9 protein-coding genes are annotated in these 15,733 nt (G+C 65.5%); 3 read left to right on the forward strand and 6 right to left on the reverse strand.

Annotation, left to right across the window (positions count from 1 at the left end; translation table 11 throughout):
* Positions 1-914 precede the first annotated feature (914 nt).
* The 3 genes from ABZS66_RS44820 to ABZS66_RS44830 are packed head-to-tail and all read left to right on the forward strand — an operon-like array spanning position 915 to position 5,268.
* A complete protein-coding gene (locus ABZS66_RS44820) occupies positions 915-2,486 on the forward strand; it encodes a DEAD/DEAH box helicase family protein (RefSeq protein WP_354768975.1) in 1,572 nt (523 codons plus the stop codon).
* Positions 2,483-4,363 (forward strand): ATP-binding protein, encoded by a 1,881-nt coding sequence (locus tag ABZS66_RS44825; RefSeq protein WP_354768977.1) that lies wholly within the window; start codon positions 2,483-2,485, stop codon positions 4,361-4,363. The genes ABZS66_RS44820 and ABZS66_RS44825 overlap by 4 nt, the downstream gene beginning before the upstream one ends.
* Positions 4,360-5,268 carry a phospholipase D family protein gene (locus ABZS66_RS44830; RefSeq protein WP_354768979.1) on the forward strand — a complete coding sequence of 303 codons (909 nt, stop codon included), beginning with the start codon at positions 4,360-4,362 and terminating at the stop codon, positions 5,266-5,268. The genes ABZS66_RS44825 and ABZS66_RS44830 overlap by 4 nt, the downstream gene beginning before the upstream one ends.
* 447 nt (positions 5,269-5,715) lie before the next feature.
* On the opposite strand, the gene ABZS66_RS44835 is transcribed toward ABZS66_RS44830, so the two are convergent.
* The 6 genes from ABZS66_RS44835 to ABZS66_RS44860 all read right to left on the reverse strand — a co-directional run bounded on the left by ABZS66_RS44835 (position 5,716) and on the right by ABZS66_RS44860 (position 15,515).
* Entirely contained in the window at positions 5,716-5,856 is a 141-nt protein-coding gene (locus tag ABZS66_RS44835; protein ID WP_354768981.1) for a hypothetical protein, read from the reverse strand.
* A gap of 92 nt (positions 5,857-5,948) precedes the next feature.
* A complete protein-coding gene (locus tag ABZS66_RS44840) occupies positions 5,949-6,359 on the reverse strand; it encodes a hypothetical protein (RefSeq protein ID WP_354768983.1) in 411 nt (136 codons plus the stop codon).
* Entirely contained in the window at positions 6,359-8,503 is a 2,145-nt protein-coding gene (locus ABZS66_RS44845) for an AAA family ATPase (protein ID WP_354768985.1), read from the reverse strand. Before ABZS66_RS44845 ends, ABZS66_RS44840 begins: the two co-directional genes overlap by 1 nt.
* Positions 8,503-8,715: a hypothetical protein gene (locus tag ABZS66_RS44850; RefSeq protein WP_354768987.1), complete on the reverse strand. Its 213-nt coding sequence runs from the start codon at positions 8,713-8,715 to the stop codon at positions 8,503-8,505. Before ABZS66_RS44850 ends, ABZS66_RS44845 begins: the two co-directional genes overlap by 1 nt.
* Positions 8,716-8,729: 14 nt before the next feature.
* The gene (locus tag ABZS66_RS44855; RefSeq protein WP_354768989.1) at positions 8,730-10,889 is read right to left on the reverse strand and encodes a DEAD/DEAH box helicase family protein; all 2,160 of its coding nucleotides are present in this window, start codon (positions 10,887-10,889) and stop codon (positions 8,730-8,732) included.
* A 558-nt stretch (positions 10,890-11,447) separates the two neighbouring features.
* Positions 11,448-15,515 (reverse strand): hypothetical protein, encoded by a 4,068-nt coding sequence (locus tag ABZS66_RS44860; RefSeq protein WP_354768994.1) that lies wholly within the window; start codon positions 15,513-15,515, stop codon positions 11,448-11,450.
* Positions 15,516-15,733 lie beyond the last annotated feature (218 nt).

Genomic DNA, 15,733 nt, shown 5'->3' on the forward strand with positions numbered 1-15,733 from the left:
CCTCACCTAGCCAGTGGCCTGGGGAGACTCTGCGGAACTCCGACACGCGTCCCCAGGCGCGATCATGTCGTCGCAAGGTTACCGTACGCCCGTTCTATCCGGTCAGCCGTGTAGCGGCGGCTGTGAAGACGCCACAGCCCTTTAGGTGGTCATTCTTGGGCTGTTACGGCGGGGGCCTGCAGGTCGGCGTAGTGCCACGCCGTGCGTCGACCAAGGACTGACTCACGTCGGGCACACGATCTTCGACCTTCTGAACCAGTCGACCCGTACTCCGTCGCTCATTGACGAGCGTTGTCCGTACGGTCGCGGGGCTCGTCAAGGATGGCCTCGTCCGAGCGGTGCCAACTGAGACGGTCTTGGTCGTGGCATGTCTACGCGATTCCGTGTCAGCCGTCCGCCGGCTCGCCGCTGCTGGCGTGCTTCCCGACGAAGTGCCGGAGAGCAGTGCAGGGATCTGTCGGCGCGTCTCTCATTGGGGTCGCGAAGAGGTGGGCAACCGAGTCCGGCACGCCGCTACGGCGAGCGCGGTCAAAGGTCCACCATCTGGGGAGAACGACCTGTTGTTGCGGTTCCGCAACTCCGCCTTGTCTGGGCCGAAGCCGCTAACCAAACTCCGAAAGTCGAGCCGAATGGCGGACCCAAGGTCATGCGAACGTCGCCGAGGAACCCACCATGCGCGTGCCTTCCCGGTAGGTCATCGACATCTCGACACGCGTGACTACTGTCACCATCGCAGCCACCGGGTTACCCTGTCGCGGCGATGTCGTACCGGGAGTGCTGCAATGAGGCCGCGTAAGGCATGCGGTTAACGGAAGGCAAGTCATGAGTCTAGGGCCGCGCATTCGTGAGGTGGTTGCGCTGTGACTACTTGGACTCCAGGGATCTCCTTCAAGGCAGTCGTAGGCAGCGCGCCCGTGTCCTACATCCGCGAACGTCTCGGTGCCGACCTGTGTGCCCTGCTCGACTTGATCGAAGGAGGAGCCGCCGGCGAGGAGAGGCTTCGAGCGGTTGCGGTAGGCGCCATTGACGCGGAGCGGTTGCTCGCCGACCCGGACGATCGGGAGCGGTTCTTAGCTCTCTTGCCTGCGGCCAAGCAGACGGAACTGGCTCAGCGACTCGAGCGTGCAGAGGCGCGCCAAGCGCCGATGGACTACCTCCGCGCGCTGAAATGGACCACGGAACAGCGCCACGAACTGATGGAGTTCCTCGGTTTCACCGCCGACAGTATGCCCGTCGCCCCTCACTCCACCCGCGACGACGCCGACACGGAGTACGGCCTCTTCCCGCATCAACGCGATGCCGCAGCCCGCGTACGAGAGCGCCTCTACGATGGCCTTCGTCGGGTGGTCTTGCACCTGCCCACTGGCGTCGGCAAGACCCGCACCGCTATGAACATGATCTGCGACCACCTGCGGCTACACGAGCCAACGCTCGTGATTTGGCTCGCCCACGGGCAGGAACTGCTCGAGCAGGCCGCCACCGAGTTCGAGCGCGCCTGGACGAAGCTCGGCGACCGAACGGTAAGCGTGCTGCGCATATGGGGGACCGCCGACGCGGAGTTGGCCGACGTGTCCGACGGCATCGTCGTTCTTGGCCTAGAGAAGGCGGTGTCTATCGCCAAGGCCAACGTGGACTTTCTGCGACAACTCGCGGCCCGAAGCAGCCTTACCGTGTTCGACGAGGCCCACCAGATCATCGCCCCGACATATCAGCGCGTTGTCGATGCCCTGACCATCCGCCCCGACGCCAGCCTGCTCGGACTGACGGCGACACCCGGCCGAACCTGGTCGGACATCAGCAAAGACGAGCAGCTCTCCGAGTTCTTTTCCCGGCAGAAGGTCATGTTACGCATCAAGGGCTATACCAACCCGGTGACAGCCCTGATTGATCAGGGCTACCTGTCGAAGCCCACCGTGACGACGGTAACGTCGCAGACCGGCCTCCACCTATCTGAGCAGGACCGGCGCGCGCTCGCCGCGTCGTTCGACATCCCCACTGATATCGTCGCCCGCCTTGCCCATGACGAGCAGTGGAACCTTCAGATTATCCGCATCGTCCTCGACCTCGTCGATCGACACCGCAGGGTCCTGGTATTCGCAGCGTCGGTCGACCACTGCCGACTCATCGCGGCGGTCCTCTCGGCGCTCGGACTAGACGCGGCGTTCGTAACTGGCGAGTCCTCAGCCCGCCACCGCAGCCAAGTAATCAGTCGCTTCAAGAGCGGCGGACGACGACCAATGATCTTGTGCAACTACGGAGTTCTCACCACCGGATTCGACGCTCCAGCGGCCAGCGCCGCAGTCGTCGCCCGACCCACCAAGTCTCTGGTGCTATACAGCCAGATGGTCGGACGGGTCATCCGCGGCCCAAAAGCCGGCGGCACACCTACCTGTGAAGTCATCACCGTCGTCGACCCGCAATTGCCCGGATTCGGCGACATTGCCGAGGCATTCATGAACTGGGAAGACGTATGGGAGACAGCGTGACCGACGATGCGAGCAGCTACCGAATCGTCAGTCCCAAACTGACGGTCAAAGCTATGCGCGACAGCGGATACAAGAGCACCGCCTACGCCCTTGCCGAACTGATCGACAATAGCATTGACGCCAACGCCACGATGGTCGAGGTCTTCGCATGTGAAAGCCCCGTCCAGCTAGCCTCGCACATCCGCCACCGCATCGACACCATCGCCGTACTCGATAATGGCACCGGCATGGACCCGGTCATGCTGCGACGCGCCCTAAAATTCGGCGACAGCGGCGGTGACACGAGCCGCAAGCGGATCGGTCGCTTCGGCATGGGGCTTCCCAACTCCAGCATGTCGCAGTGCACGAAGGTCGAAGTCTGGTCCTGGACCGACGGCCCTGGAAACGCTATGTACACGTACCTCGATCTGAAGGAGATCGACCAGGGCCGCGACGATGTCCCCGAGCCGCGACGCGACCCGGTACCGGAGTACTGGCGAAATCTGAGCGAAGCCTTGTCAGACACCGGCACGCTCGTCGTGTGGACCGATCTGGACCGGGTTCAGTGGTACGGGGCAGCCGCAACCCTGCGTAACACAGAAGAGCTGATCGGACGGGTATACCGGCACTACATCAATGATGGTCGAGTCGACATCAGCCTGGTCCCCGTGTCCAAGGGCGAGGTCGTGGACGGAGACCAGTACGCGCGGGTCAACGACCCCCTGTATCTCATGGCGCCCTCGTCGACGCCGGCACCGTTCGCCGACGTCCCGATGTTCGAACCGTTCGACACAGGCAACCCCGACGAGCCCGGCGTGGTGCCTTTCCCAATAACGCACAACGGCCAGACCTTCACGGTCAAGGTGAAGGCGACCATCGCGCGACCAGAAGCCCGCCGTTACGACGTACCAGGTCACCCCTGGCCACCGAACTCTAACCCGAACGTCGACCCAGGTAACCACCCCTGGGGCAAGCACGCCAAGCGGAACATCGGTATCTCATTGGTGCGTGAAGGTCGCGAGCTCGATCTCGACACGGCATGGGCGATCGGCTACGACCCGATCGAGCGGTGGTGGGGAGTCGAGATTGATTTCCCTGCCGCTCTCGATGCGGTCTTCGGGGTAACCAACAATAAGCAGAACGCGACCATCTTCTCGTCGTTGGCACATTTCGACTGGGCGGCGGAGGCCGAGACGGAGGAGACCGTCAAGGCGTTCAAGGAACGGCTCGCCGAACTCAACGACCCACGCCTACCGCTTATCGATCTCGCCATGTACCTGGAAAAGAAGCTGCTCGGCCCGATGCGGCGGAAGCTCCGGCAGCAACGTGTCGGCAGCCGCAAGGGCAAGAATCGCCACGGCGAGGACGCGGCATCAAAAGCGTCGGACACGGTGAAACGACGCCGTGAGGAGGGCCACACGGGCAAGACTGACGAGCTAGACGAGCAGACCAGCACCGACGACAAGCGCGCCCAACAGATCGAGTCGCTCACGCAGCGCCACCACCTGGACGGAGACACTGCGCAGTCCCTCGTCGACGACGCGCTGGCGCAGGACACTCGAGCCCGGTGGATCTCCAGCTACCAGGACACTCCGGCGTTTTTCAGTATCGACTTCATGGCTGGCATGCTTCAAGTGATCTTCAATACCAAGCATCCATCGCACGGCGAACTGATGGCCGTCCTTGAGGACGTGCCGGAGGACGCCAGCGTCGACGACCTACGCCGCCGGCTTAACCAGGCTGCCAGCACCTTCCGGCTGCTTCTCTTCTCCTGGGCCCGCATGGAGGACGAAATCCCGCCCAACGACCGGCGGCGCGCAAGAGTGATCGAGGAAGCGCGGCAGGACTGGGGCCGTTACGCCCGCGACTTCATCCAGGACGAGGATGACGACGAGTGAGCGAAGCCGGCCGAGTCTGGGCCCAGGTCGAGAACCTGCTTCGACCAGCTGAACAGCGCGTCGTCCTCGTCGCTCCCTTCATCAAACTGGACGTCTTCGAAGCCGCCGTCCGCACCGTGCCCCGCACAGTCACCGACATCACCTGCGTCACCCGCTGGTCGGTGGCGGAAGTGGCCGCCGGCGTGAGCGACACCGAGATCCTCGAAGCGGCGCAGCGGGACGGCCGCGTCGCCGTCTTGCTGTGCCACACGCTGCACGCAAAGCTATTCCTCGCCGACGACCGATGCCTCGTGGGGTCAGCGAACCTGACCGGCAGGGCCACTGGCCGCGTTCCGCAGCCGAACCTGGAGATCCTTGTCAACGTTGCGGCCTCCCATCCTGAAGTGCGACACCTCCTCGACCGCATTCAGGCAATGGCAATACCGGCCACGGCGAACATCGCGGCCTCTATCCGGGAACAGGCGGACCTGCTACGCAAGGACCGGCCGATGATTGTCACGGGGGAGGCGGATGAGCTACCTACGCGCTGGTACCCCACCACCAGGCGGCCTGACCGGCTCTACACTGCATACCGGGGCCGCGGCGATTTCTCCGCTGCGGTACGCGAAGGAATCGTTTACGACCTCGCCCACCTTGATGTCGCACCTGGCTTGGATGAGCCTTCGTTCAACGAGGCAGTTAGGCTACGCCTGCGCTCCATTCAGGAGATCCCGGGACTACTCAAGGACGGAATTCTCAACAGTCTCGAGCTACAAGAGGTCATCGCCGATCACACCGGGATGGATAACCGGGAAGCCCAGCGCGCAACCGAGACCATTGCCGCATGGCTACGGTATTTCGACAGGTTCTACACAAACGTTGCGTCCTGGGAGCTTCGACCGGGGCGGGAGCTGCGCCAGCCCTGACTCAGCCGCCGGGCAGGGCGGTCGCACAGATGGACAACCTCAATGCCGGCACCTCGACAGCGTCAGGCGAACCGGCGCTTCCCAGGCGAAATGTTCCGCAGGCGGCTTGGAAAAGTGGGGTGGCATGCGCGACAGCGCGACGATCTATGAACGCCTGATCCGGATCCTTGACGCGCGGCTACCGGTCGTGGCTACCCAAATTCGCGAAGAGGTAGCTCGAGGTCAGCTACTGCTGGGTTCCAAACCTGTCGATCAAGGAACGGCAGGAACGCCAGACGTCGCTGCGGGAAGCCAAGCTACAAGGCATCGCCAAGGAAGACATGGCAGCCGCCCCCGGACACAGGCGACGACCGATTGATATCGCGACCACACCTACCGTCGCGGCACGAGCCTGCTCGCCGAGTGGGGTTATCCGGAACCGGGGATCTGGGGGCCCGTGAGAGCCCCTCAGTCGTCGGCCATGCTGTGCGCCTTCTTGCCTCTCGTCGTGTTCGCCTCGACGACCGAGCGACCCGGTTCGCCATGCCGGTCGAGCTCCTCGAAGCCGTGGTCGCCGCGGGCACGGAACCGGACGGCGACGGCTGGCAAGCGAGCAGTGTGCAGCGACCTTGGGGCACAAAACGAACCGCATCACTGAGACGCCGTGGTCGACGGCCCGTTATCTCGATCGGCTGCGGCTGTTATGCGGTGGTGGGATCGAGAAAATTCATCATAGCCAGAGTGGGTTCGTTCTGTCCTGTCAGGGCGTCGACCAGCAGTTCGAGGCCGTAGTTGGCGTGCTCTGTTGCTAGTTGCACGACGTCGCGGGGATGGGTGAGGATCTCCTCGCCACGCAGGCCGAGCGCGATCAGTTCCAGATGGATGATCCGCCATGGATCGCTGCTAAGGATTGTGCCATCCATGAACTTGGTACGCCTGTCCGGCAGAGGCCGCGTTTGGTTGTCTCGGATGCCAAGGCAGAACGCGATCCACCACGCGTCGACCTGACGAGAAAACGGCTGATTTGCTCCGACGTGCTCACGGATCACGCGGTGCGAGTCCTCGGGCATGAACAGGTCAATGGAGGCGTACCGATTGATGACCTCTGCCACTAGACCGTCGCCTCCATGTCCCGGAACACCAAACCGTGCGCATTGTCGATGTGGCGTGCGCAGATTCGGCACGCCTGCTCGTGGGTACAGGAACACGCCCGGACCTCGGGCTGGTCACCAAGCCAGTCGTACACGAGATCGGTCGGATAGTCCTTGCTACATGAAATCGTCACGAACGCGCCGGCATGCTGGCCGAGCAGATCGCCGACATCCATGATCTCGGACCGGGTCAGCAGCAGGATGACCTGATAGGGCGGTTCATCGCCGGTCGGTGGATGGGTGATGGTGTTGACCATCCGCTGCTTCACGCTGGCGGAAACCATGCCGAGCGGAGTGTCGATCAAGCGTGGTGCGGTGATGCCGGCGACCTCCATGAGCGACCAGATGAAGGCGAGTGTTAGCGCGCGCTGCGAGGCGCCGTTGAGCTCGTAGTCAGTGTCGAGGTTCGTGCCGTTCTGACTCTCGACCACGATGTCGAAGTTCCCGGTGATCGATACGCCTTTGAAAACACCAAGGTGGGCATCTGGTTCGGCGCCGACAATTGAGAGAAAGATCTCCTGCAGGCGGGTCGAGACCTTTGCGACGTACTCGCCTTCAAGCCGCCCTTGGACGCGTTCAGCGAGCAGCCGTAGTTCTTCGGCTACGTCACGTTTGATGATGAGGTCGCGGTTGGCCCTGTTCTTCTGGGTGACTTTTGTGAGTTCCTGCTCGCGTTCTTCGAGCTGCCGTCCCAGCGACGAGATGCGTTCCGCGATGCGTCCGAGCTCCAGGACTCCGTCGCCGATCTTCTTGTTAACGGCGGCGAGCTCGTCGGTGAGGGTGCGGACCCGGGTGTCGTCGATGCGACTGCGCTTGGTTTCTGCTTGCTTGAGTTCGACGTCGGTGCGGGCGAGGTCGTCGCGGGCGGCCGTGTACGCGGCCAGCGTCGCCTCGCGTTTCGCCGCAAAGGCATCGACATCGGCAGCCGCCACGACGAGTCCCCGCGCTGCATAGCGCAGTTCGGTCAGTCGTTCGGCCATCTCCGAGTTCTCGCGTTGCTCGTCGATCAACCGCTGAACGTGCTCACGTAGATCCGAGCCGGGGTGCAGATCCGACCCGCAGATGCACTCGCCGTCTTCAAGGCGATCTTCAAGCACCTTCAGCGACGTGTTCGGAATGACGCGCCGGTCGGCGAGTTCCTCGAGCTTCGCCCGGCCGTCTTCAATGCCAGCAGCCGCAAATGCCCAGGACAACGGTTGGCCCTTGAACACGGATCGCATTTCGGCCAGCGCTGCCTGCTCACGGCCGCGGTACCCCTGGATCCGTGTCTTGAGTGTGCTGATCTGCGCGTTCAACTCGTCGAGGTCGCCGATGCCGCGTAGTTGCGTGAGTTCGCGGTCCCACTCGTGCTGCTGAGTTTCCATGGACTTCTGGCGAGCTTCGATGTTCGACCGAGAGTTTTCCTGCTCGGCTATCTGCCGTCGGAGCGTCTCGCAGAGGTCTTCGAGCTGCTCGGCGTCCTTGCCGCTCTCCGCGGACACTCGGCGCTTGAGGTTGCCGTGAACGTACTTGAGGTCGCCGACGGAGGACGTCAGCTGCTCGATACCGAGCAGCTCTCGGATGGCTTGGTGCACCTTGCTCTGCCGTTCGTGCGAGTGCACTCGGCCTGAGATGAACTTCTGAATATCGTCACCGTTGGTGAAGAACAGGTCGGACAGACGCTGTGGAATGAGCCGCTCGATCCACGCGTCGGCTGGGAGAACCGGCTTGTCACCCTCTGGGGTCAGCCGAAAAAGCGTGACGGTGTCTTGGCCGCGCCGTGGCGGACCATCAGCTTGCGGAGTTTCGAGAACCAGACGGCGTAGCCGGTAGTCGCTGCTCATACCCATGTCGTCGGTGTGCTCGAAGACGATCTCCACCTCTACCGCCACGGGCCTGCCGGCGGGGCAGAACGTCGAGGTGAGCCGGGGCGCGTCGACGTTAGCGACCTTGGCCAGTCCAGCGATCCCGTATAGACCCCACAGCATCGCGTATAGCAGGGTCGTCTTGCCGGAGCCGTTCTCGCCGCGGATGACGGTCAGTGGTCGTGCCGGGTCAACGGAGAAATGGATCTTGACGTCGCGCATCAGCTTGAAGCGGATGATGTGCACTGACTTGATGAGCATCAGCCTTCTCCACCCGCGACGACGGCAGACCGGCCAAGCGTGTCGACGATCTTGGTCACGTCATCTCGACGGTGGCTTGTGTGCGCTTGGGACTGCAGCACGACGACAGCGTCCAGCGCCTTCACCAGTGTGGCCCGATATCCCGGGTACCTTTCTTCAATGGCGGATACTTCCTGTTCAGCGACGTCATGGATGCGGGGGGTGACTGCCATTGGAGACCTCTGCCTTAGATGGTGCGCTCCAGCCTGCTGATGACCGTCCGGGGACCGTCAGGGTCGTACTCGTTCTCTGCCGCGCCGGCGAACTCGCGAGCGCGGGCAAGCTCGCCGGTGACGATGCCTCGGCCCTCGCCGGTCTCGTCACCTGGGGGTAATACGATGAAGTCGTGAAGGGTGGCATGTGCCTTGCCTTCGGCCCGCCGAAGGATCCGGCCGCGCCGCTGCACCCACTCCCGACGGACCGTGCTCGACGCCAGGATGTACGCCGTGTCGGTCTCCGGTAGGTCGATGCCCTCGTCGAGTACCTTCATCGCAGTCAGCGCTTGGTACTCGCCGTGGCCGAACGCTTCGAGGTAGCGCTCTGCCCCCCGGCGGCCGGTCTCTGCATTCGTGAATTCGTGGAACCGGATGCCGAGTCGCCGCAGGAGGGCGTTCGCCTCGCTGAGCTGCTTGGTCCCGCCAAGTACCTGCTGCTTGGCGGATGTGTAGATCAAGGTGCGAGCAACGTCGCGAACGCCAGTCTCGACGAGAAGGGCCTCAAGCGCTGCGATCTTGCCCGTAGCTTGTTCGAGGACAGCGCGACGCTTGCGTAGCAGATGTTCAATCTGGTCGTCGATACCGTCGCTGGAGCCGTCGTCCTGCCTGATGAAGCCCTTGCGCCGTAACTGCCGGCTCAGGTCGACGTACGCAGCGAACTCCTCGGGCGTCAACCGCACCTCGTGCAGGTAGTACCGGTACGGTGTGAGACATCCAACGGCGATCGCATCGGCGAGAGTGAACTCGTAGATCGGTGGCCCGAAGTAGTCGAACAACTGGGCGCTTCCGGCTTCGTCGTACTGGCGCGACGGCGTCGCTGACAAGCCGAGCCGGACATCGAAGCGTTGAGGCGCTGACCGCAGGAAGGTCGGCGCGCCCAAGTTGTGCACCTCATCGCCGATGAGCATGGTGAGTACCTGCGGCGAGAGGCTATCGACGGTCTCACGGAGAGATTCGTCGCCGACGAACAGCTGCTGGGTACACAGGACAACTGCCGTGTAGTTCGACTTCGTGGTGAGGGCCGCCTTGAGCTCTTCGATCCACACACGACGTTTGGGAACCGTCAGGTTGCTTGGCACCGCGGGCTCAACGCCGAAACGGCGGACGACCTCAATCCATTGGCGCAAGAGCGGCGCGGTCGGCACGATGATCATCACGAGCATCGGGCCGGTGTGACGATCCTGCTCGGTTACTGCGGTGATGAGCGACGTTTGAGTCTTGCCCCCGCCGGTTGCGATGGCGAGGATTCCATGTGAACCCGCGTCCAGGAACGTCCTGACGGCGACGCCCTGGTGCTGGTAGAGGCCTGTTTCCCACTCGACGCCCTCAGGGATGCGCAGTGTCCGAGGAGGCTGCGTGATCACGCCGGGCGGAAGGGCGGGTTCAAGCCCCCGCATGTGATCGGCCTGCCAGGCTCTCCAGAAGTCATCGATGGTTGGAACGGACTGCTTCGCTCCGCGCTTACCGATGACACGTAGGCCATCGATGATTTCGATGGCGAGTACGTGTGGGTTCTCGTTGTTCCAATCGCGTTCCCAGCCGCCGACCAGCTTCGCCACCCGGGTCTGAGCAGCCGAACCGTCCACCCATGGCCGATCGACTGTCATCTGCTCGCCGTTGACGAGCAGACCGCGCGCGGTCGCGTTACCCGAGCCGTGCACAGCAAGCCACTCAGTCCCGCCGCGTAGAAGCCACTTCTTCTTGTGATACTGGCCGCGGGGCATCAATGCGAACCGAACCGAGAGCCGACCAGCCGCCACGAGGTAGGCAAGGCAATCCAGCGTGTGGTGCACCAGAGCCGACGCTGACACGACCGCATCAGCGAACAGCCGTTGTTCGAGGTCGCGAACTACCTGTTCAGGTGACTTGATTCCCCGTTCGAGCGCGTCACGGTCGGCCTCATCGATCTCTGGGCTAATCAGAAGGCTCAGGTGACGGTCGGGATGAGCCAGAAAGCCGGCAAGCCCGGGTGCGATCTGGGCAAAGCAGCGGGAGCTGAAGAACCCTGCGCCGATGCGCGCCTCGTCGGAGGCCGCCATCGCAGGTACCAAGACGTCGCCGACCAGATCATCCTCTGGGATCTGGTAGAGGGGTTCGGCCTTGTTCATCGCCGCGATGAGAGACGTGCCCACGTGCGCACCTCCATCCTTCTCCGCTCGCGGACTCATCGTGCTGCTCTCCGCGGTGCGGATCACGCTTGGCTGTTCGTGATCGTTGGGCTACCGCGCGATCGATTGTACGGACTAGCTCTGTCTGAGTCTTGCCGCGAACGGACGGGTTCCGGACCAGCAGGTGCGCCGGCGGTGCCCGAGCCGGCGAGCCTGATGTGTATGAGTCGCCAACCGTTGGCACCTCTGGTAGTCGTCACGGTGGATGCGGAGGAGACAATCTCTCGCCTACCGCAGCTACGCTGCCGGGCCCGGCCAACGGCGCCACTGACGCGCTACGCGAAGCTGGGTTACATGCAGAAGGCGAAGTGGCCTTGGAGTCGGTCGTGGGGGCCGAGGTGAGCCCCGAGAGGTACAGGCGGTGTGCAGGTTCCACGTCCGGGTCGCCTCGTCCTGCAGTCGTGGTTTGTATGGTCGTGGAAGTCTTGCTGCGCACCGGATTGCGCGTCGGTGAGTTCACATTCACTGCCGCGCCGAACAGTGCCGGGTCGTCCGTCATAGCCGGCGTGCCGTGGCAGTCCGTCAGCTCAGTACTGTTCTGCTGACCATGTTGGTGTCGTCCTCGCCGAGCGCCGCGAAGGTGGCGATGACGAAGCGTGCGGCGAGTTCGTGCGACGTTGTCTTGGCGTACGAGTTGCGCATCAGCGTCGCTGCGGTGGGCAGAGGGTCGGAGGCGGGGCTTTGATCGGGGTCGTCGGTGTCGGCGAGCGCCCGTCGCGTGGCGGCTATCAGGTCTGCGACGTGTTCACCGTGGGCTGCGGCGATCTCGATCGTGGTGGCGAGCAGAGCTCCGGCCACGCCGGCCGCATGGTCGGGCCGGGCGAGGAGGGTCGTGGCGCCGCGGACGGCGGCGTAGAGCCACTGTGGCAGGCTCGACGGCGCGTGGGTTCGGGCCTGGATGAGCAGCTGCCGGTAGAACGCCGAGGCGCGCCGCGGGTTCGCCCAGGTCGCGGGCCGGGCGAGGGCGGAGGCGACGACGGTCGGGTTCCATCGGGCGTCTTCGGCGAGTTCGAGTAGGCGCGGCTCGTCGAGCGGCAGGTCGCCGATGCGGGCTTTGATCAGCGCCCGGAGGCAGCGCTCGTGTTCGTCGTCGGCGAGAACGCCGGTGACGACGAGGTGGTGCAGCACGGCCACAGTGGACGTGGTCGGAACGCCGTTACCGCGGGCGAGATCCCGCAGGACGGGGTCGTCGCTCCACAGCGTGGCACCTTTGGCGCGGGCGAGATCCAACGGCGACGCCCAGGTCACCACCTCGGGTCCGTGCGACTGGTCGAACATCCGGTCGGCCGGTGGGGTGAGCCGGACGAGCCGTTCAACCGCGTCGTGGAGGCGGGTGGCTTCCCCGGCGAGCCGGTCGGCTTCGGCCTCCTCGGTTTCATCGAGCAGCAGGTGGTCTTGCTGTTCGTCGTACCGCCAGGATGCGGTGCTGCGCAGGTCAAGGGCGTCCTTACCGTTGAGCGCATCGAGCATGATGTCGTCGGCGGTGATGACGCGAGCGAAGCAGGCCATCGCCTTCTGGCGCACGTCGTCGGGGAGGGCAAGCAGCACGGTGATCGCCGGTGTGTCGATCACGATGTCGCGGTCCTGGCCTGCCTGTGCCGCCTCGGTGCAGGCGGCGAACTCGGCAACGACGGGGGTATGTGCCGGCAGGACCCCGGCGGCGCGGTACACGCAGACCTCGGCGTAGCTGCGCCCGGCCATCGCGGCGAGCAGGCACAGCGGCGCCGTCCCGCGGGCCAGGGCATGTACCAGGCGGCGCCATTGCGTCTGCTCGTCCGCACTGCGGCGGGCCAGATCGATCAGTTCCGCGCGGAGCTGGTCCTGATCGGCGGTCTGGATCCGCCGCAGGTGTTGGCTGTCCGGCCAGCGACGGAAGAACCATTCGGTTTCCGCGGCCAGTTGTGCCCGCACATCGCTTGGCAGCTCCACTGGGATCGGCCACGGCAGCATCAGATTGATCAGGATGGTGGCTGCGAGCTGCTCGCTGTCGTCGAAGCGGCGCATCAACCGCAGGCTGCCGACGACGGTGTCCATTGGCTGGCCGCGCCGGCGGTGCATCTTGACCCAGGCTCGGGCGTCGTCAGGGTTGGCAGGTTCCAGCGGCTCGGGTGCCTCGTGCAGCACACGCCAGGCCGCGTTGAGGTCACCGCGGCACAGCAGGATGCGGATCAGCGTCCAGCGGCTGCTGGTGTCGCCGGGTTCGATCTCCAGCACGGTGCGCAGCAGGTGACAGACCCGGTCGGATCGACCGTTGCGGTTGGCGAGGTAGGCGGCGAGGCGCAGCGCGTCGGCCCGTCCGCTCCAGTCTGCGCCGGTACTAGCGAGCAGCCCCTCGAGTTCGGCTTGTGCCTCGGCAGTGCGGTCGGCGCGGGCAAGGGCTTCCGCGGCGGTGTGGCACAGTGACGGGTCGCGGAAGTGCTCGGCGGCGTCGCGGAGCGTTCGCACCTGGTCGTCGGTCCTGCCGACGGCCTGGTAGGCCATAGCGAGGTTGAGAGCGGCGGTGACGGATGTGCGGCGCCGCTCACGCAGCCGGGCGATCGCAGCGCTCGGCCGGCCGGCGCCAAGTTCGGTCATCGCCTGCAGTTCGGCAGCCTCGCTCGGGTAGCGGACCGCGAAGTCCGGGAACCGGGCGAGGCCGTCGACACCCGCGCCGGCAAGCGCGAGCAGCGCTCGCGCGAGTTGCTCGTCATCGTCACCGGCGAGGTCGGCTGCTTGCCACCAGTACGGCAGTGGATCGTCGCCGGCGGCCTTTGCGAGGTAGCCATCGATACATGCCCGGGTGGCAGGGTCGGTGAGTCGCGCTGCGCTGTCCCGGGCGAGGCCGAGGTCGCCGAGTTGGATCGCGGCGAACGCCACGTACTCACAAACCTTCGTCGAAGCGGCCTCCGCCGGTACCGCGTCACCGCCGACCGTCCCGAGTGCGAGGACCCGGCGCAGGTCGATCAGTAGCAGGCTGGCGTGGCAGGCGATCGCGACCGCCTCCGGGCTGTCGCCCCGGTAGGTGCGTCGCTCATCACGGGCCCGGATCGCCAGCGTCCGTGCTTCCCGCAGGTCCGCGTCCCAGTTCGGGGATTCCCCTCGCCGGCAGCGCAGGATCAGGAACCGGGCTCGTGCCACGGCCAGCCCGGCGGTCCAGTGCTCGCGGAGCGCCTCCGCCAGGACGTGCAGGCCACCGTCGAGCATGTCGCGGGTCAACTCGGTGTTCGGGTCGCCGGGGCCGGCCAGCCGCAGGCGCAGCACCGCGCGGAGGCTGCACTCGTTTGGCTGGTCGGGGGTCCATGCGTGCAGCGTCCGCGTCGCGGTCGCTCGATCACCGCTCAGGAGCGCCACGACGGCCTCGGCGAACGGCTCGCCGGTGCTCGCGGTCGACCGTAGCGCGGTCAGTGCTTGACGACGGCCCTCGTCTTCACCATTCTCGTCGTGGATCATCGCGGCTTGGGCAAGCCAGAAACCGCGCCGCGGGGCGCCCTGCCCCGCCGCGGCGGTCAACAGCGCAGCCGCCAGTATGCTTGCGCCGTAGGCAGCGGCGAGCTCGGCCGCAGCGAGCTGTACCTGCCACGATGCTTGATCCAACCAGTTGGGTCGGTGGGCCTGCCACTGCTGCAGCACGGCGGCGGGACGCTCCTCGGCGCTGGTCACCGCCGTGATCAGCCGCCAGGCCAGGTCCCGATCATCGCGCCACGCTGCCAACAGCCGCGGGCCGCATGCGGCGGGCAGCTGGCGCAGGCGGTCGTGGACCTGCTCGTCACGTCCGCCTGCCAGCGCCGACCTCGGCGTCGCGACGTGCACGACGCGGGCGACATCACGGCCGAGCATGTCGAGGTTGACGATCGCGGCGGCTTGGGCGTACCCGGCGGACAACTGCAGCAGCCGCCGCCACAGCGCCACCGCGCGGGCCGGGTCACCGGCCAGCGGCACCAGGCCACCGACCGCGTTCGTCGCGTCCGCCGGGTCGTCGCCTTCCAACCGCAACTCGATGATCCGCAGCGCCTTCAGCAGCCGCCACGTCAACACCTCGGCGCCGTCCGGCCCGCCCAGCGCGATGCCAGCCTGCGCGGCCGCCGCCCGCACCGCAGCGTCGAGATAGCGCAGCCGGGCGCGGGCCTTGCCGTTGGTGTGCTTCGGCGCGACCATGAACGCCCGGAACGCCCGGTTGTCGGGCTGCTTGCGGGCCCAGAACGCCAGCTGCGTGACCTCGTTCGCCCCTGTGTGCGGTGCCGCGACCGCCAGGCCAAGCCGCTCGCGGTCGGCGTCGAGCTCGACCTGTCGGTCCAGCACCGCGCGCAGGTAGTCGACCAGGAGCGCGACGAACGCGGCGCTGCTAGGGGCCATCGTCGGTGCGCGGCGCACACCGACATGGATTGTCCGCGGGCCGGTCGGGCAGTCACCGACCACCACGAGATCGTCGACCGGGCACGTCGCGGCTTGCTGGAACCGCACCTCACGCGGCGTGACCTCGTCACCGAGCGCGGGAACTGGCCGGCCCTGCAGCAGGGCAGCCAGCAGCACCGCGCCGTACGCGTGCTCCAGCACCGTGCCACCACCACCCGTGGCGTACGGGCTGGCGAATCCACCCTCGGCCGATTCCACCCGCGAAAGCCACCCCTCCATTGCGAGCCACGCAGCGCCTCGACGCATTCCCGCCGACCATCATCTCCCACCCATACGACACTTTCCGCAGGCGACACCGCCGCCATGGCTCCGGCCGCCGAGACCACGCCTGACCGGTTCACGGCGAGACCGACATCCGCGGATAGCACACCCGTGCGCCGGAGGTAACCGCCTCGACCGGCTCGTCGCGCGCATGC

Origin of the sequence: Dactylosporangium sp. NPDC005572, assembly GCF_040605515.1 — a bacterium.
GTDB lineage: Bacteria > Actinomycetota > Actinomycetes > Mycobacteriales > Micromonosporaceae > Dactylosporangium.

Bases quoted from the DNA above. Each gene is read 5' to 3' on its own strand.
- ABZS66_RS44845 (WP_354768985.1), bottom strand. From the start codon at position 8,503: ATGCTCATCAAGTCAGTGCACATCATCCGCTTCAAGCTGATGCGCGAC.
- ABZS66_RS44850 (WP_354768987.1), bottom strand. From the start codon at position 8,715: ATGGCAGTCACCCCCCGCATCCATGACGTCGCTGAACAGGAAGTATCC.